This is a genomic window from Paenibacillus sp. W2I17 (assembly GCF_030815985.1).
Taxonomy (GTDB): Bacteria; Bacillota; Bacilli; order Paenibacillales; family Paenibacillaceae; genus Paenibacillus.
This window is the reverse complement of the sequence record NZ_JAUSXM010000001.1, coordinates 4,620,756-4,639,594: the sequence shown is the minus strand read 5'-3', so window position 1 is coordinate 4,639,594 and position 18,839 is coordinate 4,620,756. Positions and strand designations below refer to the sequence as shown.

Below are 18,839 nucleotides of genomic sequence, written 5' to 3'. Positions count from 1 at the left end.
TAAAAAGAGGGCCCGCAAAATTACCCCAAAAAGCGGAGAAGTTCTCCGAAACTGATGTCAGGTACTTATGCGGAGTCCTCCGTACATCCTATCGACCTATTTATTTGTAAAAAACTTCGAATGCGCCCCTGGTTCAGGACTTCTTAAGTTTAACATGATACCGGACGGCTGTGATTATCCCTAATGACACAATAATGTTTAAATTCGTAACCGCCTTATTTAGCCTTGATCGATTCTTTGGCTACAATGCCCTCGCAGTACTCAATAATCTGACTCCGTCTGACAATACCAATGAACCGATCCATATCATCTACCACAGGAACAAAGTTCTGCACTTTAGCCAGATTAATCAGGTCCTCCATGTTGGCGTCAATGGATACGGGTTTAATATCCAAACGAAGTGGAACGTCCTTGAGCAAGAACTTTGAAGCGTTTTCAAATGAAATCTTTCCCTCGGCATTCTTCATATACCACAGTAAGTCGCCTTCGGTAACCGTACCAATATATTTGCCCTCTTTATTCAAAATGGGTACCGCCGTAAAACGATGATATTCCATCCGTTCCAACGTTTGCCGCAGCGTAGAATCCGACGTCACACACGTAACCTCTTGTTTGGGTAGCAAAAAAAATGCGATGTTCATACCCTTGTGTATCCTCCTTGTGAATTTCTTCGTTCAACTTATCTCGCTCAACTTATATTATACGGATCAGAACGCAGGATGTTCCAAAAGGATAATAGTTCTCACTACAAAGAAAAAAAACAGCAGCCCGCGAATAAACGTACTGCTGATTGTGGTCTACAACACATCATTGGTATGGAATTGGTTATTCAATCTTTTGCCGGTCAGGGATCATTACTTCACCGGCTGGGGTCGATTGATCCATCCAGTTGTTAATCAGCTCTTTGGCATATTGGACATCTTTCTCGTCAGCCTGACCATAGTAGATACCGTCTTTTTTCATCCCCTCACCCAGAATGGTGAAGCTTGAAATCTGTGGTTTCTCCTGAGTAAGCACTTGTTTAGCCAGATCAATAATAAAAGAAGCTCGCATATCCGTCTGGAAGCTGTCTCCCATGATCTGAATCAATTCCGGAATTTTGGCGATTTGATTCAAATTCAGCATCTCATTCGCCATCGCGTTCAGGAAAATCTGCTGCCGCTTGGTACGATTAAAATCGCTATCCTCACGGTATCTTACATAATACAGTGCTTCCTGCCCGTCATAGATCGGCTTACCGCCTTCAATCGTGAATTGCACATGATCCGGGTTCTTGTTCACAATGTCCTCATCAATTGGCAGTTTTACACCACCAAGCGCATCAACCACTTTTTTGATTCCGTCGAAGTTGATCGTTGCATAATAACCCACATCAGCATCAAGAAATTTCTCCACGGTATTGATGGACATATTCTCCCCACCAAAAGCATAGGCATGCGCCAGCTTATCATAATCATCTTCGCCGTCCTTGTTGGCATCCCGTCCTACAATCTGCACATACGTATCACGTGGAATGGATACCAACAGCACACGGGATTCCTTGGGACGAACTACAGCATAGATGACGGTATCGGAACGTCCACGCGTCTTCTCATAGGCGCGTTTATCCGAACCGAGCAGTAATACGGAGAAAGGTTCCTTACGGTATACCGTTGGATCAGGCGTGTTATTGCCTTCTTGCGGTACATAAGAACGGGATAACTGATCTTCTACCGAACCGGCGAGAAACAGATCAAATGCCGCTACAGCAAGTTGCTGACGGAACAAATAACCTCCGATTAACAAAACAACAAGTGAAACGAGCGTTATATATAGGCCTTTTCTTCTTTTCTTCTTCTTATCTTTAGTTCTGCTTTTCATCCATTAATTCCTTCTTCACTATCGAAATGATACTGCCTGATATATAAGTTTCATCTAATATTTACACTAATAACGGAGAGGTCAGAAAAAACCTGAAGAAGCGTAGCGCTCGCCTTTATCAACGGATTTTTACCTTTTGAATAAGGTAATTTAAAAAAATCTGGGGATAACAGCGATCGGAAGGTTATTCTGAACTCGCAGTGATGAAGTGTAACGATTCGTTCAACTTATATAATACCAATTAAACGTCTGGGATGCCTTGTGACTCGGTGTTCACTGAAGTTTTCTCTCTCTGGAATCAAGACACCGCTTACGCTCGTTCTATTGTAATCATTGCAGGAGCAAGAAAAGTTACAATCCGGTTAAATTGAAAAGAACAGCGACTCCTTTTTAGCTACAAAAGGTACACTGTCCTCTTCATTTCTAACGTTATCAAATCAGTTTGTGGATACACTTTCCACATGATGACTCTTCTCTTTTTGACGCAGACGTCCCGTTATAAGCGCAGCTACCAGCGTAAGCACGCTGAATACCACCGCAGACCAGAAAAGGCCATTGTAACCCTGCCCTGTCGTTTGATGCACTGCCTGGAGCAACACATCACGGATGCCTTCATCAGGAATCTGGGACAGGCCCTCTGTCAGACTGGATACATCACTCCCTGCTGCTCCACCCGATGCATATTGCTCCAGCATCTCCGGAGGCACCTGAATTCCTTTGTCAGCGAATCCTGCCTGAATGTTGGACCCCAGATTAATGAAAGAACGTGCCAGGAATCCAGCGAAAATCGTAGGTGCAATAGCCATCGCCATCTGGCGGAATAACGAGCTGGTCGCTACCGCGATGCCTTTGTTGTTCTCCCCCGCCTGTTCCGTGACAAGTACGTTAACTGGCGCACCAAGCATCATGCCGAAACCGATACCTACGAGTGTACTCGCGATGACAAATTGCCAGATATGCTCCACCCATAGCGGGAACAGCAGGAATCCAATGGCAGATAGCAGCCCCGCAACCGATAACGTCCAGATTGGCCCTTTGCGGTCAACGAGGTATCCACCTCCACCTGCCCCGATGCCAGATGCCAGCGCAAGCGGAGTAAACCAGTACCCGGAAGCCGTATTGGATACGCCGAGATATTGCTCAACAAATCCGGGAATAAAGATCACCGAGGCCAGAATGGCTCCGGAGAAAAAGGCAATCAACAGCGTCCAGCGAAAGGACGCAATGCCCAGAAGCTGTGTCGATACAACAGGTTCACGTTCAGATCCTTCCAGCCTTTTTTCCATGAAGTAAAAGAGCACCAGAATGATTACACCTGCCAAGAAGAAACCGTAGAACATCGGTGATCCCAGGCTTTGAAGCATGTTCACACCGTCCAGATTGCTGAAGCTATACATTAAACTGAGTACACCCAACGTTAGGACAGCAATACCGCTCCAGTCCACTGCTGCACGATTCAGTTCCTGCTCTTCCTGAATAAATCGAATACCTGCTATGAATAGCAGAATGGCGATAGGCACGTTAATCAGGAATAACCAATGCCAGTTGCCAGTCAGATCCAGTATAAAAGCACCGACATTGGGTCCCAAGATAGCGGCAACACCATTCATCCCTCCCAGCAGACCCAAGGCTGTACCTTGTCGCTCCGCCGGGAACTTGCTTAATACGTATGAGCTGGCAATGATAAAAATCCCACCACCGCCCAAAGCTTGAATGACACGAGCAATCAGGAAAAAGGTAAACGATGTGCTCAGCGCGACAAGCAGGGACCCGATCCCAAACAACGCCACTTCAATCAAAAATAGCTTCTTGCGACCATAACGGTCCGACAGTTTGCCTGCAATAGGTACACTCACCGCAAGCCCAAGCGTGTAAAGCGTAATCGTCCATGCTCCCCATGTTGGCGACACACCAAATGATGCATTTAAGGTGGTCAGTGAAGAGGTGATGATCCCGTTATCCAGCGCAGCCATAAATACCCCTATGGCAAAAAGGATTAGCGGCCATTTCATTTGTTTTTGCATCACATGTTACCTCCCGATCAGATCGTAAATTCAGTATCGTACAGTTGGTTTGGTACATATATATTAAACTGAATTGAATAATAATGACTCACTGGTCATTTTAAAACAAAAGAAAACCATATGTCAATTTAATAATATGGATATATGGCTCAATTTACATCTGATTCGATAAAATAGAGCTGCCACACGTTCAATCGAACCTGCGGGACAGCCCTCATGTCTTATCTACGTACTAACGCTTGCGTAATGCTTCAATAATCTGGTCTGACTCGGTTTGTTTGACAGGTGGATCATTGGCGCCCTGAAGGTCTCCTTGATGATGCCTATGTACGCCCTTTTATTTTGAGCCCGAAAATCCATAGTTGAACAACTTCCGAGTCTCCACAAAACGCCCTTCACGAGTATCTGTTCCAAATACAACTGATATCAGTCTTTTGCCATCACGTTCAGCTGTCCCCACAAAATGATATCCGGAATCTTCATCATACCCTGTCTTCAATCCGTCATTCCCATCGTAAGCATACGGCCCACCAATAGAGGACAACATCCAGTTCGTGTTGCTCATGTACATCCCTTTTTGGTGCATTGATACTTGCATTTGACTGGAGATTCTTAAAATCTCGGGATGGTTATTCAGCAGATATCGCGCTAGCTTGCATGCATCTATAGCCGTCATTAAGGTCTGCCCTTGTATTTCCATCGGACGGTTAGGACCAAGTAGCTTTTCACTGAGGCCCGTTGAATTCGTGAATTGTGTATCCTCAGAAAGTCCAATCTGAGTAGCTTTCTGATTCATCTGTAGAACGAACTTCTGCTCTGTACCACTGATATGTTCAGCCAGAGCAACCGCTGCATCATTGGCTGAATAGACAGCTACGATCTCGAACAACTCCTGAACGGTGAATTGCTCTCCCTGTTTCAGGGTCAGTTGACTCCCCCCCACGGAGCTGGCATACAGACTCACATTAACAAGATCATTCCAGCCTATATCACCATTGATCACGGCCTCCATTACTAACAGTTCTGTCATCAACTTACTGACGCCTGCCGGAGCAATCTCTTCGGAGCCGTTAAAATCCATTAAGATCTGTTCAGAGTTCATATCCATTAATACCGCAGATTCAGCTTTAATTCCCGGTTTGCCTACCAGCATCTCCGGTTTCATACCCAAATATATAATAAGCAAGAGAGCCAGCAGCATGCCTGCCCGTTTCCACCATTTTTTCATAAGATGATCACCTCTTACCTATATAGACGAAGTAAAGAGGCATTTTGTCTGCACTTTTTTGAAAAAAAGTTAAATTTTTTTTATTTTTTGGTTACAAAAAAAACATGAACCCCATACACCCATGCCAGAGTGTACAGAATCCATGTTTTTAAAGACACTTTTTATTCATTTTCCCAGGAGAATTCTTCATTAATAATCTAGCAACCGACTTCTTAAAGGACCCCAATCCTTACAGCTGCTAATTTAAGAATGTATTACTCAGCTACAACTGCTTTGTCTGCATTAACTTGCAGGTCGCTCAGGTAAACGCCTGTTCCATCACCAATCGCATAGTTCATTACACGTTTGTTAACTGGTGCTACAACTGCACGATACAGTGTAGGGAATACAGGAACTTCATCTACCATGTATTGCTGCCATTGATTGTAGATCTCTTTACGCTTGTCTACATCAAATGCTTCAGCAGAGATACCTTGTGCCAGCAATTTGTCATTCTCTTCGCTGGAGAATCTGGAGAAGTTGTAGAGTGCATCACGGCCATACAGACCAGATGGATCTACGTCAATACCAACGCCCCATGCTGCTTGATACATATCAATGTTCGGATCATCTTTACCTGTGTTACCTACACGGTCATAGAAGCTGTTGAACTCAACCATTTCCAGGTTTACTTTCAAACCAATAGCTGCCCATGATTGAACATAATAACGAGCCAATGGTTCAGCTGTGTCGCCACCAGTCATGGATACAAAGTTGATTTCGAGTGGTGTTCCATCCGGATTCGTACGGAATTCACCATCCATTTTGTAACCAGCTTCGTCAAGCAATGCTTTCGCTGCTTCTGGATCATATGCTACACCTGGATTGTTCGAATCATGGAATTCTGGGTGAGACGGTGGAATCAGGGTTGTTGCATTCCAACGCAGGCCATTATAGAAACGTTTACCTACTTGATCGTTATCTACAGCCATCCACATTGCTTTACGCAAGTTTTTGTCGCCCATTTTTGCTTCGGCATTGCTTACAACTTTTCCGTTCTCTTCATCCCACGTACCCAGTTTGAAACCGATGTACGTATAAGCACGATCGATTGTGCCCAGGAATTCTACGTTGGACAGGTTAGCATTGTCTTTGTATTGATCTGTCGGGAATGCATCCACGAGATCTACCCCGCCAGATTTCAGTTCTTGAACAACCGTTGTCGGGTTGATAACTTTCAGAGTTACACTATCCAGTTTTGGAGCTCCACGCCAGTAGTCATCGTTTTTAACAAAAGTTACAGACTCACCTGGAGTGATAACATCCACTTTAAATGGACCAAAACCAATTGGTTTTTCACGTACTTCTTTGGAAGAAGACATTTTTGCTACATCCATATCTCCGAAGATATGTTTAGCCAATGGATATGTCCATACGCCACCTGTCAGCAGGGACGGAGTAGATTCTTTATACGTAATGCTGATTTGTTTGTCGCTCAGCACTTTAATACCAGAGATTGTTTTTGCTTTTCCAGCATGATACTCGTCCATACCTACTACACTAGTGAAGTTGGAGTCGTAACGTGGACCATCATACGCTTTGTTACCGATCACTTCATAAGCAAACTGCAGATCTTCAGCCGTTACCGGCTTGCCATCATGCCAGTTTACATTGTCGCGAATGGTCAGTGTGAACGTTTTGCCATCTTCGGAAGTCTCATATGTTGCAGCACCATCATTGGTGTACACATAGTCTTTATCCCAAGTCAGCAAACCTTCATCAAACCATTGAAGAACCTGAGCATCCGGGTTACCGGAATAGAAGTTAAAGTTCAGTGTACCTTCAAAAGCAGTATCCGATACAAGTCCGAATGTAATCGATCCACCCTCGATCGCAGTACCCTCATTCGTTTTGACATTGTTGAAGTCTTCAATGGAGTAAACGCCCTCTTCATTAGCAGGTTTTTCCTCCGTTTTTCCCTCTTCTGTGTTGGAAGCTGGAGCTGGAGTAGCTGCTTCTTTCTCAGAGCACGCTGCGAGCACCAATACAAAGACCAGCATCATCGTGAAAAATAGTCCCCGTGAAAATAATCCCTTTTTCATGAACCTTTCCTCCCTTTTTTTAACCTCTTCTTTGTCTTGCATCAGTCGCACGCTTTAGGGCTTGACCGACATTATTTATACTCAACATCAATACCAAAATCAGTACCGATGCGGGTAGCCATATCCACCATCTGGACTCCAGGGTTTGCGGATTACGTGCATAACTTACGAGTGTTCCAAGACTAGGCGTACTTTCGGGAAAACCAAACCCGAGGAAAGACAGCCCGGATTCGAGGCCAATGTTGGCAGCGAGGTTCAATGTCATCGTTACAATAATAATGGAGCTCAGATTCGGAAGAACCTGTGAGAGCATAATCTTCAGATGAGAAGAGCCCAATGTTTTTGAAGCTTTTACATAATCCAGTTCCCGTTCCTGTAATGCTTTGGAGCGAATCAATCTGGCGATACCCATCCAGAGAAATGCCGTCATGATTAGAGAGAACGAGATGATATTGTATTTCGGTACTGCCGTAACAAACGCGATAACAATCATCAACATTGGAAGGATCATGAAGAAATCAACAACACGCATAAACAGATTGTCTATCATTCCACCGAAATAACCGGATAAAAGGCCAATTAAGATACCTATGAAGCCAGTCATTAACGTTACGATAATTCCAATGGTCAGGGAGTTACGTGTACCGATGACCAGTTGGCCAAATACATCACGACCTCCATAGTCCGTTCCAAGCCAATATTTCGCGGATGGCGGTTCATATAAGGCAAACAGATCCACGCGTACGATATCATCCTGATTCAGAATGAGAGACGTGCCATATACCAGCAACATGACCAAGCCCAAAAAAATGAGCGAGATTAGTGCCACCTTATCTCTGACAAGCTCCCTCCATAAAATACTCAAGCTGGAGGGGCTTTTATCAACCTTTTGTGAAGTTACAACTACCTCGTTGGCCTTGCTCATCTTGTTTTCACCCCGAAATCTTCAAGTTCTTACTTGATCCGTATACGTGGATCTACAATTCCCAGAATTATGTCAGACAGCAATGCCCCGAGAATGGAAGCTACGCCATACAACAATACGAGTGCAGTCACAACGCTGAAATCACGCAATGAGATGGAACTCAGGAACAACTGCCCCATACCTGGATAACTGAATATACTTTCGATGAATACCGTACCTCCGATAAGCCCTGTAATCTCATATCCGAAGAACGCGGCGATAGGTAATAGTGAGTTCCTCAAGATATGCCTGTTGTAGATCCGGGATTCCGAGGCGCCTTTGGCTCTGGCAGTAATAACGAATTCCTTATGCTTGATATCAATGATTTCACTACGCAAATATTGAACCGTAGATACCGTTGTAATTAGTGCCATGGATAATGCCGGCAATAATAGATGATAGAACTTACTCATTACGTAGCTGAATGTGCCTGGTGTAAGTCCCGGCGCAACGCTACCTCCTGTCGGGAACCAGCCGAAGTGGAATCCGAAGATCCATACCATCACCAGTGCGAAGATGAACAATGGTGCGGCAAACCCCAGATAGGTGTATCCCGTGATCAACCGATCAGACCAAGTATCGTTGTAACGACCACTGATGATACCCAGTGGAATAGCGATCAGGTATGTCAGTACAAGTGTCGCCAGTGCGAGCCAGAATGTGTTTGCTACACGCTGACCGATCAAGTCGGTAACCGGCATTTTGAAACGGAAGGATTGCCCAAAATCACCTTGGATGGCGTTTTTGATCCAGTCCCAATATTGCACATACCAAGGATTATTCAATCCCAATCTCTCTCGCTGGGCTTCCAACGCTTTGGGATCAACGCTTGGATCAAGCAATCCCGTTAGTGCATCGCCCGGCATGGCCTTGGCCATCAGAAAGACCAAAAGACTAAGTAAAAAGATCTGAGGGATCATTATGATAATTCTGCGTACTATCGTTTTCCACATATGGCCTTCAACCTTTCTGAGGTAGAGCTACTCGGTGAGTATCGGAAATGGATTTGAGCGAGTATGCAAGCCCTTCCTCATCAAAGAAATTTCGGTATGAATGTTCATACTCGGATTTGACCTGTTGACGGAAGGCTACCATTTCCTCTCGTTTGGTTGGGTCCATATCCGGAATGGCTGCAATGAGACGTTTGGTATAGATGTGTTGCGGATTCTCAAAAATATCATTTGTTGTGCCCTGTTCCACATATCGACCTTTATACATAATTCCAATCTGATCACACATATGACGGATGATGCCGAGATCGTGACTGATGAACAGATATGTCAGATTTAGTTCTTTTTGAATCTCCTGCATGAAGTTGAGTACCTGAGCCTGTACCGACACATCGAGTGCAGATACAGGTTCATCCGCGATAATTAGCTTCGGCTTCAGTGCAATAGCCCGTGCAATGCCGATCCGTTGACGCTGTCCGCCGGAGAATTCATGCGGATATTTGTAGATTGATTCCGGACTCAGGCCAACCTTTTCAAGTAATTCTCTTACTTGTCTTTTCTCCTCGGTAGCTGTCAGACGCTCATAGTTACGAAACGGCTCAGCGATAATATCGATAACCCGCTTCTTTGGATTCAATGATGAATAAGGGTCTTGAAAAATCATTTGTACATCCCGCTGGAGTTGCCTGTTCTTACGTCGCTCCGTAGCCAGATTTTTACCGTTAAACAGAATCTTTCCTTCAGTGACATGGTTTAGCCCAATAATGGCTCTGCCTGTTGTTGTCTTACCTGAACCTGATTCACCAACCAGACCATAGGTCTGTCCTTGTTCAATGGAGAAGCTAACATCATCAACAGCCTTTACACTGCCAATTTCCCGTTTAAGCAATCCACCGCGAATCGGAAAGTGTATCTTGAGCCCTTCTACTTCGAGTAATGCCATTATGTTATTCCTCCTCAGCTTTGGTCAGGGAAATGAAAGTGCTGGTAACAGGTACACCGTACAAAGTGACCTGGTGCAATTTCATGCATCTGTGGGTTCTCTTCATGAGCCGATTCACTAATCCATGGAATTCGGGCTTTGAATCTGCACCCTTTGCGAGGAAGATTTTTGAGTGATGGTACGATGCCTTGGATGACATGTAATTTGGATCTTTCTTCAGACAGGGTGGGAATAGAGTTCAACAATGAGCGGGTATATGGATGCTTCGCATCGTTCATCAATGTGAAGATATCTGCGATTTCAACAATTTCGCCTGCATACATAACTGCTACGCGATCAGCCATCTCAGCTACGACACCCAGATCATGTGTAATCAGAATAATGCCTGCGTTAATTTCATTCTTCAGATCACGGATCAGCTCCAGAATCTGTAGTTGAATCGTAACGTCAAGCGCCGTCGTTGGTTCATCGGCTATGAGTAGTTCCGGTTTGTTGGCAATCGCAATGGCAATAACAATTCTCTGTCTCATACCACCAGATAGTTCGTGGGGATACTGCTTGTATATTTGTTCGGGACGTGGAATCCCTACCTGATTCAATAAGTGAATGACCTTTTCTCTCTTCTCTCTGGAAGACAGCTTGGACTGATGAAGTGTGAGAATCTCTTCAATCTGTTCACCAATAATCATTAGAGGATTTAGTGCGGACAATGGGTCCTGAAAAATCATGCCCATTTCTTTGCCGCGTAGCTTGTTTAACTTGCTTGGGGAGATGTTGGCAATATCTTGTCCTTTATAGAGAATCTGGCCTTCGATTTTTGCTTTGTTATGCAAACCCATAAGGGAGAATGCAAAAGCACTTTTACCTGACCCGGATTCACCTACAATCGCCAACACTTCATTTTTCTTCACCGTAAGGTTAACGTGATCCACTGCTGCATAATAGTCATCTTCAATTCTGAATGATGTTGTTAGATTTCTGACTTCCAATAGCTCTGTATTCAAATCAATCACCCTAACCCCATAATTTCCGTAGATTGTATTCGTGTGTAGAGAAATGCATCCACTGTATATTTCCAAGTTCTTGAAGATAACGAACAATAGCTTATACAAAATACCAAATCATTAGGAGAAACAAGTATAAGAGACTTATATTTAGACCATTGGTCAATTAATGTTGATAATTCCTAGCGGAATTATATATCAAAATAATTAATGTAATCATACGTGTAATTTTAGCTAACGTCAATGCTTATTTTGAGATTTTTGGTATAAATGTTTTTTATACTACAGATTTGGATATTAGTAATACTATAAAGGCTTATAGCAGGGAATTTGAGAGGCGTTATCTTGTTTTTGGCTGTGAGGTGTACATAGGCAATTGGTCAAAATAACATATACATAACATAATAGTTACATCTAGTGTGTGTGTATGCTTTAATTTAAGTAGAAAATCTTAATTTTGCGTGAGGTAAATGTTACATATATGAGTGATGATTATATCTTGATCCATAGCTGAATTTTATTGAACCGGAGCCGTTATGCTTACAATTGAAATAATATGTGCGATCAAAGTAAAAAATCTAGTTAATCTAGTATAGTTTTATTTATTTGCTAATGTAAAGACCAAATTGTCATCTTTTATCATTTATTTTACAAAAGAAAGAAAAAAGCCCTGCAAAATGCAGAGCTTATCTAATATTTATTCATTTAAGTGTATATATAACACCCTTTACTGAGAATCAGGTGGTCTTTTACCACGTTTTAACTCATTGATACTCAAGCCAAAATCCATCTGCAAGTGAGGATAGTCCGGGAAGTTTGCCCAGTCTCCACCCCAAGTGAAACCTAACTCTTTGGCGAGATCCACAACTTCCATCCAGTCTGCCCTGCCATTGCCGTTATCATCTCGTTCCATATCCCACACCACATCACCCTCAGGCGTCCTCAGTGCAAAATCAATTGCTAATCCGTAGTTATGATATGATTCACCACCACGCGCATTAGTAACGATATTGCCTGCACTTGAGCGTCCTTGGTTAAATAGTGCATCTTGCTCCTCGGAACTTCGATAGCCGTGGGTGATAACAATCTCTATTCCACGTCTGGCTGCCTTACGTACCAATAACTCTTCATTTTCTGCCACTACAGGGTGTAGACCTGTAATTGGTACAGCATCTTGGATTGGTGTCCCAGGCCACATGTTATCTATATCACCTTTTTGCTGTAACCACACGTATATAATGGAAAGTAAAAGAGTAGCTATAATCCAGGTTTTCAGACTTCTCTTTTTTCTCTGTTTGCCTTTACGTTTTGATGTATTCATATCCACTCCTGGTGTTTATTCTGAAATAAACAGCTATTCCTGCTGCCTGAACCTTTTCAGTAGATTAGACTCTATTATAATTCATTTGAGCCTTGAATGCTTCTATCACCACAGTATTGAATTCTTCCATTTGTTAGAGTAGATCTGTTATTTCTATTACTTCTATTCATATATACAAAAAAGCAGCCGGCTATAAGCCGACTGCTTCGTATGCAAGCTGAGTAAAACTACTCAGTTGTGTATGGCAATAATGCGATTTGACGGGAGCGTTTGATTGCAATCGTCAGCATGCGTTGATATTTAGCGCTAGTACCTGTTACACGGCGTGGCAAAATTTTTCCACGTTCGCTGATAAATTTACGAAGCAAGTCCGTATCTTTATAATCGATGTGAGTAATTTTGTTAGCTGTGAAGAAGCACACTTTACGACGTTTATTACGGCCGCCACGACGTGCCGGTCTTTTATCGTTGTCTCCGCCTTCTCTTTGCTTGAAGCCCATGCTTTTCAGTCCTTTCCTATCATGTAACCCATACTCCTAAGAGTATCAGCTCATGTTAAAATGGCAAATCATCATCCGATATATCAATCGGTTTTCCGTCATCGGAAAAAGGATCCTGATTGTTGCTACGCGAATTATTGTTATTGTTCGCGCGTCCGCCGCCTCCATAAGAAGGCTCTTCACGCATTGGTTGCCCACCGCCGCCACCGCTATTATCACGGTTAGCTGACTCCAAGAAACGGACATTATCGGCAATGACTTCGGTCACGTATACACGTTTTCCTTCGTTATTCTCGTAGTTCCGTACTTGAATGCGTCCTTCGACTGCAGCCAGGCGTCCTTTGCGCAAGTAGTTCGCACAGGTCTCGGCAAGCTGTCTCCAGGTTACGACCGGAATGAAATCGGCTTCCTTTTCTCCCCCTTGGCTTGTAAACGGTCTGTCCACTGCCAAAGTAAATTGCGTAACTGCTACTCCTGCTGGAGTGTAACGCAACTCAGGATCCCGGGTTAACCGGCCGATCAGAATGACACGGTTCAACAATGTAATCCCCTCCTTCAGAGCGTATTGGTGCGTTAATCACGAGTAGTCTTAAGCAGACTTAACGTCGTTGGTAATGAGATAACGAATTACTTCGTCAGAAATCTTCATGAGACGCTCAAGTTCAGTTACAACTGCTGGTTCAGCAGTGAAATGTACCAGAACATAAAAACCATCACGGAATTTCTTGATCTCATACGCAAGACGGCGTTTACCCATAACGTCGTGAGCTGTAACTTCACCACCGCCGTTGGAGATGATGCCTTGGAATTTATCGACTGTAGCTTGAACAACTTCTTGCTCAATGTCAGGACGAATAATGTACATCACTTCATATTTGCGCATAATTTTCACCTCCTTATGGACTCTGGCCCTCAATCTAGGTTGAGAGCAAGGAACGAGCACAAACTCGAACTATATTAATATAACAAATACCGAGTCAAAGTGCAAGCAAACGTTCCCTGTACATATTGGCACATGATCAGCCCGGCTATGGAGCACACTACAGAAGCAACAAAGTAACATAATCTGCAGAGGAGGTTTTATCATGGGTGAAAAAACCGAGTTTGAACCAGGAGACAAAGCCCCAAACGATGGAGAGTACACGGAAGTTGGGGAAAAAAGCTTTGTCACGGAAATTCAGAACCCAAAGCGGGTAACGCTGCAAAAAGGTGAAGCTTTTCCCGAAACAAGCAATCATAATCGCAAGTGGAAGAAGCTGACCAAAGCCCCGCGTCCATTAATCGCAATACTTTTTTACGATCCATGTATATAAAACTGAATAAAGCACATAATACAATCAGGCGGTGCACGAGAGAGGTGTGGTTCCGTTGGACAACGAAGCCGATCATTCGCTGTTGGAGATTCATCACGTAATTTAAGAAGCAAGTGGTTATGTGTAGTAAGGCCCTTCGTCTGAAGCACGCGTATTGCTACGTGCAGTACACCAAGTTTCTGATTGTTACGACCGATTGTTTCCTAACAAACAAATGCACCGCCGGATAAAGAGCCCTTCGGGGCTCTTTATTTTTCGTTTGAGTCATCAATGATGCATCTGATATAGATACGCGTTCAATACATATTCAATAAAACGTTATACAAAAAAAAGACTTTCCTAATGGAAAGTCCTCTTATCGATCTTTTTATTAAACTCAATGTGTATTGAGTAAATTACAATTGAAGTGGCGGAAAGGGTGGGATTCGAACCCACGCACGCTGTGACACGCCTAACTGATTTCGAGTCAGCCCCCTTGGGCCTCTTGGGTACCTTTCCGCAGCAATATTGATTATAGCATGATCATTTACAGAACGCAACACTCATACGGAGCCTGCATGTAAACGTTATTACGCGTACTGCATACCGAATTATTGCAAGCTCAGGACTCAGTGGAATCTTCGGCTGAACGCAGTACCTTCTTCATGTTTTTCTCGAATTTCGCTCTTGGAATCAACACGCTGTGTTTACATCCGACACACTTGATCCGAATATCCATACCCATACGAATGATCTCCATCTCATTGCTGCCACAGGGATGCTGCTTCTTCATCTGCACGATATCCCCAAGCTGGAAACTTTTACGCTCCACCTGTGCCATCCCCCTCATCTTTCTCCAAAGCTACTGCCTGTTCCAATACAGCTTGATTGCTCATCTCATGATACTCCAGCGTTTTTTTCACATCGCCCTGAATCTGACGTTCCACCGAAGCACGAGAGTTAGGCATACATTCAGCCACAATTCGCACCACATACTCTGATGTAGACATCGACTGAATACCGAGCACATCCGGCACCTTCACAATATTTAGGTCACGCTCTTCAATCCCAACCAAAGACTTCTTCACCAGATGTACTGACTCATCGAGACTTAAGTCCGCCTTCATCGGAATATCCACTACAGCCAGCGAATTCGACATGGAGTAGTTCGTTACACTTGCAATCGCCCCGTTTGGGATAATGTGCACCTCACCTTGCCAGCTGACCAGTTTCGTTGTTCTAAGTCCGATCACTTCAACCGTTCCCTTGTAGGTTCCCGTCTGAATAACATCCCCCACAGCGAACTGGTCCTCCAATATAATGAAGAAACCCGTAATAACATCCTTGACCAGACCCTGTGCACCAAAACCAATGGCAAGCCCGAGCACACCTGCACTCGCGAGTAGCGGTCCAACTTGGATATTGATCTCAGATAACAGTAGCAGAATCATGATAAAATTACATGTTATGGAGGTCGCATTTTTCAACAGTTCGCCTACGGTTACGAATCTGCGCGGATTCACGCGAATCTTGCCTTCCTGCTTGCGTTCCATGGAACGATCTATTATTCGATAGACTACCTTAATGACAATACGGGTGATGATAAAAATAATGATGATCCGGATTGAGCTGAACATAATGTTAAGCCACATATCAGGATCTGCAATTTTGTTCCAGACTTTATCCGTCCAACGAAGGGCTTCACCGACGGCCGCTACCGCACCGCCGCTATCATTCCCTTGAGCAAACTGAAATGACAACATTCATCATCCCTCCTCTACATCGGTATGTTATCATAGCTGTCTTCTGTTTTGAAATAGAGGCCTCGGATCTCTACGAACTCGTTACGAATGATCTTTTGCACTCGCTCCAGATCCTCCTTTGGAAACTGGATACATAACGCACACCCTGCTGTAATTTCTTTTGGTGTAGGGAACAAATCAATCTCTATCTCAGCAAACTCCAGCAGCATTTCAGCACGCAGTGCCTGCTGGGTTGAATCAAACGCAATCAGCATCCAATCGTTAATCCATTCGTCCATGTTCGGCTCCTTTCGCCATACGTCCAACCCTGGAGAAAAAGCTTGTCCTCGTGAAGTATAAAACGCTCTACCTTTCCATATACTGTTACTACTATTCCAAGGGAAAGGATAGATCCTATGAATCCTACTTCGCGTTCCTTTTCATCACAAGACATGACCAGTTTGAAAATCCCCCATACCGATCCAGGTATTCACTCGGCCATTACCCATCGTTTAATGTTCCATCTCTATAAAGCCCATTCTCTGCAAAATGTAGTGATTGTCTGCATCGGCACAGATCGCTCAACAGGTGACTGCCTTGGTCCTCTGGTCGGATCAGCCCTTTCCAAGTGGGACAGCCCTTTATTCCATCTATATGGTACCTTGGATGAACCAGTTCATGCGATGAACCTGCAAGATACACTCCACAACATACAGAAAACACACCATAACCCCTTATGTGATTGGCATTGACGCCTGTCTCGGACAATCATCCAGTGTTGGATGCATTCAAGTTGTGAATGGTCCACTCAAGCCGGGTGCGGGGGTAAATAAAGAATTACCGCCGGTCGGCGATATCCATCTGACAGGTATCGTTAACGTCGGCGGCTTTATGGAATACTTTGTTCTACAGAACACACGGCTCAGTCTTGTTATGCGCATGTCCGAGATTATATCCAGCAGTCTGTACTCGGCCATTCGGGAATGGCATACACGTTCTACTCTGCTTGCTGTGCCAGAGTAATAGCTTCCTTTTCCTCTGGGGACAGAGTATACGTGGACTCTCCCCCTTTAAGAGGTTTGGCATATACGTAAGAACCGTCACGGTTATATATCCCCGTAAGGATCATGCCATCCTGGCTATCGTTAATCATAGCCATTGAGAAGCTCAGATCACTGCCACGCTCTCCATATGCATTGTACCTTTTCACGCCAACTTTACCTTGAATACGGGTCAGCTTTTGCATGACAACTTGCAGCTGATTCGTTTGCAGTTTGTGTTCATCCTCAATGCTGTCCATCTGAAGTTTCAGATTAATCAGCAATGATTCCAGGTCCTCTACTCCACTGCCAGCCATCATGGCTTCATATTTACGTTTAAACTTTCGTAACTTTGCCCCTTGAACAATACTCACAATCAGCAAGATCACCGTAAGTAATGCCATTCCGCCAATAATCCATAACAGCTGTTCCAGAATCAGCTCGTTTAATTCAGCCATGTAATTGCAACTACCCCTCTATATTTTTGATCAGATTAACGTCTGTCCTGTAATATTATCATTCATTATAAATCAAGCCGATATCCATAAGCTCAATCAAGCAACCTATATCAAATGAGTTCATCATTTCAACTCTAATCTAGTCTGCCCCAGTCAATTCCAACACTGCCTTAACGAGTGCTTCCACATGTTCTCTAGTTGAATTGTACCCCACACTGGCCCTTACTGCTCCGGTAGCGGTTGTACCAGCAGATTCGTGTGCAAGCGGTGTGCAATGAAAACCGGAGCGAACCGCAATCCCGTAATTCCGATCTAATCGGAAAGCGAGTTGTGCTGAATCATACCCATCTAAAGTAAAAGATACTAATCCGGTGCGTGGCTGTCCAATCTCTGGACCAAGCATTCGAATGCCTTTAACGGATGACAGCCCATCCATTATATGTTGGGTCAGTTCCCACTCATGTTGGTAGATGAACGCTGGTGTCATCTCAAGTACATGCTTCACACCCGCATTCAGCCCTGCGATCCCGACTGTATTCGGCGTCCCCGCTTCATACCGATCAGGACGCACCTTTGGCTGCTCCAGAGCTTCTGACTGACTTCCTGTTCCTCCATGAAGTAAAGGCTCTATATCGAGCTCTGGGGCAATGTACAAGCCCCCTGTACCCTGAGGACCAAGCAGTCCCTTATGCCCTGGAAAAGCCAACATATCTATGCCCAATTGTTGTACATTCACAGGCATAACCCCAGCACTCTGAGCTGCATCTACCAATAAGATCGCCTGATGTTTACGACACAGGAGCGAAATTTCTCCAATAGGAAGAATACTGCCAAGCAGATTCGAACTATGTGTACATACCACCAATCTGGTATTGGAGCGAAACATACGTTCCATTTGCATCAGATCAATGGCTCCCGCAGCATCAACAGGTACATAATCAATCTCCACATTTCGGAGTCTGCGCATATACTCTAGTGGTCGTCTGACTGAGTTATGTTCAGCCATGGTGGCAATCACATGGTCGCCCTCTCTGAGCGAGCCTTGAATCGCCAGATTCAGTGCTTCTGTCGTATTTGATCCAAATGCAATATCATTCGCATTTTTGATTCCAAAGATATTGGATATGGATTTTCTCGCCTCGAACAATACACGACTTGCCTGAACAGCCATACGGTGACTTCCTCTGCCAGGATTGGCTCCGGCAATCTCCAATGCACTCAACATCGCATCACCGACAGCAGGTGGTTTGGGCCAAGATGTTGCTGCATGATCTAGATAGATAACTCCCTCCACCTCACAACCACCTCTGTCCCATAAATTAATAATTCGCCTGCACATATTGCATATATAACCCTATAAACAAAGAATGACATATCGTTTCTCCATGGTACAGAGGCGATATGTCATGACATGAGTAAGCCCCGCATGTTG

The 18,839-nt window shown here is 44.1% G+C and carries 19 protein-coding genes, 1 tRNA gene and 1 pseudogene; 2 read left to right on the top strand and 19 right to left on the bottom strand.

Annotation, left to right across the window (positions count from 1 at the left end):
* Positions 1 to 215: 215 nt before the first annotated feature.
* The 13 genes from QF041_RS20870 to rpsF form a co-directional block, all read right to left on the bottom strand.
* Complete coding sequence (locus QF041_RS20870) at positions 216 to 641, bottom strand: CBS domain-containing protein (RefSeq protein ID WP_091035263.1); 426 nt, start codon at positions 639 to 641, stop codon at positions 216 to 218.
* A 184-nt stretch (positions 642 to 825) separates the two neighbouring features.
* A complete protein-coding gene (locus tag QF041_RS20865; RefSeq protein ID WP_036671869.1) occupies positions 826 to 1,860 on the bottom strand; it encodes an LCP family protein in 1,035 nt (344 codons plus the stop codon).
* A 437-nt stretch (positions 1,861 to 2,297) separates the two neighbouring features.
* Positions 2,298 to 3,884, bottom strand: a complete 1,587-nt coding sequence (locus QF041_RS20860; RefSeq protein WP_307415495.1) for an MFS transporter — start codon at positions 3,882 to 3,884, stop codon at positions 2,298 to 2,300.
* A gap of 337 nt (positions 3,885 to 4,221) precedes the next feature.
* Positions 4,222 to 5,112, bottom strand: a complete 891-nt coding sequence (locus QF041_RS20855) for a D-alanyl-D-alanine carboxypeptidase family protein (protein WP_307415494.1) — start codon at positions 5,110 to 5,112, stop codon at positions 4,222 to 4,224.
* Positions 5,113 to 5,366: 254 nt separating this feature from the next.
* Positions 5,367 to 7,193, bottom strand: a complete 1,827-nt coding sequence (locus QF041_RS20850; protein ID WP_307415493.1) for an oligopeptide ABC transporter substrate-binding protein — start codon at positions 7,191 to 7,193, stop codon at positions 5,367 to 5,369.
* Positions 7,194 to 7,212: 19 nt separating this feature from the next.
* Complete coding sequence (locus tag QF041_RS20845; RefSeq protein WP_036611941.1) at positions 7,213 to 8,118, bottom strand: ABC transporter permease; 906 nt, start codon at positions 8,116 to 8,118, stop codon at positions 7,213 to 7,215.
* Between the two features lie 29 nt (positions 8,119 to 8,147).
* A complete protein-coding gene (gene opp4B / locus QF041_RS20840; protein ID WP_036611942.1) occupies positions 8,148 to 9,110 on the bottom strand; it encodes an oligopeptide ABC transporter permease in 963 nt (320 codons plus the stop codon).
* 7 nt (positions 9,111 to 9,117) lie between these two features.
* A complete protein-coding gene (locus tag QF041_RS20835; RefSeq protein ID WP_307415491.1) occupies positions 9,118 to 10,050 on the bottom strand; it encodes an ABC transporter ATP-binding protein in 933 nt (310 codons plus the stop codon).
* Positions 10,051 to 10,064: 14 nt separating this feature from the next.
* On the bottom strand, positions 10,065 to 11,054 hold the full coding sequence (locus QF041_RS20830; RefSeq protein ID WP_036671916.1) for an ABC transporter ATP-binding protein: 990 nt from the start codon (positions 11,052 to 11,054) through the stop codon (positions 10,065 to 10,067).
* A gap of 727 nt (positions 11,055 to 11,781) precedes the next feature.
* Entirely contained in the window at positions 11,782 to 12,375 is a 594-nt protein-coding gene (locus QF041_RS20825) for a M15 family metallopeptidase (RefSeq protein ID WP_307415489.1), read from the bottom strand.
* Positions 12,376 to 12,602: 227 nt separating this feature from the next.
* Positions 12,603 to 12,875: a 30S ribosomal protein S18 gene (rpsR, locus tag QF041_RS20820; protein ID WP_017691433.1), complete on the bottom strand. Its 273-nt coding sequence runs from the start codon at positions 12,873 to 12,875 to the stop codon at positions 12,603 to 12,605.
* Between the two features lie 55 nt (positions 12,876 to 12,930).
* Entirely contained in the window at positions 12,931 to 13,416 is a 486-nt protein-coding gene (gene ssb, locus QF041_RS20815; protein ID WP_017691432.1) for a single-stranded DNA-binding protein, read from the bottom strand.
* A 48-nt stretch (positions 13,417 to 13,464) separates the two neighbouring features.
* Positions 13,465 to 13,758 carry a 30S ribosomal protein S6 gene (gene rpsF / locus QF041_RS20810; RefSeq protein ID WP_036611944.1) on the bottom strand — a complete coding sequence of 98 codons (294 nt, stop codon included), beginning with the start codon at positions 13,756 to 13,758 and terminating at the stop codon, positions 13,465 to 13,467.
* A gap of 202 nt (positions 13,759 to 13,960) precedes the next feature.
* Between rpsF and QF041_RS20805 the strand changes: the two genes are divergently transcribed.
* Positions 13,961 to 14,188: a YjzC family protein gene (locus tag QF041_RS20805; RefSeq protein WP_307415488.1), complete on the top strand. Its 228-nt coding sequence runs from the start codon at positions 13,961 to 13,963 to the stop codon at positions 14,186 to 14,188.
* A gap of 407 nt (positions 14,189 to 14,595) precedes the next feature.
* Here QF041_RS20805 and QF041_RS20800 read toward each other — a convergent pair.
* From QF041_RS20800 to QF041_RS20785, 4 genes are all read right to left on the bottom strand, one after another.
* Positions 14,596 to 14,686 (bottom strand) — tRNA-Ser (locus QF041_RS20800).
* Positions 14,687 to 14,789: 103 nt separating this feature from the next.
* Complete coding sequence (locus tag QF041_RS20795) at positions 14,790 to 14,999, bottom strand: DUF951 domain-containing protein (protein ID WP_036611950.1); 210 nt, start codon at positions 14,997 to 14,999, stop codon at positions 14,790 to 14,792.
* Positions 14,989 to 15,930: a mechanosensitive ion channel family protein gene (locus QF041_RS20790; RefSeq protein ID WP_373461352.1), complete on the bottom strand. Its 942-nt coding sequence runs from the start codon at positions 15,928 to 15,930 to the stop codon at positions 14,989 to 14,991. Before QF041_RS20790 ends, QF041_RS20795 begins: the two co-directional genes overlap by 11 nt.
* A gap of 14 nt (positions 15,931 to 15,944) precedes the next feature.
* Entirely contained in the window at positions 15,945 to 16,208 is a 264-nt protein-coding gene (locus tag QF041_RS20785) for a putative Se/S carrier protein (RefSeq protein ID WP_017691427.1), read from the bottom strand.
* 117 nt (positions 16,209 to 16,325) lie between these two features.
* On the opposite strand from QF041_RS20785, the pseudogene yyaC reads away from it, so the two are divergent.
* Positions 16,326 to 16,932, top strand: a pseudogene (yyaC, locus tag QF041_RS20780) (spore protease YyaC).
* Here yyaC and QF041_RS20775 read toward each other — a convergent pair.
* Together QF041_RS20775 and QF041_RS20770 are read right to left on the bottom strand one after the other, a co-directional pair.
* Positions 16,907 to 17,407, bottom strand: coding sequence for a DUF4446 family protein (locus QF041_RS20775; RefSeq protein ID WP_047841029.1), 501 nt, complete (start codon positions 17,405 to 17,407; stop codon positions 16,907 to 16,909). The pseudogene yyaC and the gene QF041_RS20775 sit on opposite strands and share 26 nt — an antisense overlap.
* Positions 17,408 to 17,546: 139 nt before the next feature.
* On the bottom strand, positions 17,547 to 18,701 hold the full coding sequence (locus QF041_RS20770) for an aminotransferase class V-fold PLP-dependent enzyme (protein ID WP_307415487.1): 1,155 nt from the start codon (positions 18,699 to 18,701) through the stop codon (positions 17,547 to 17,549).
* Positions 18,702 to 18,839 lie beyond the last annotated feature (138 nt).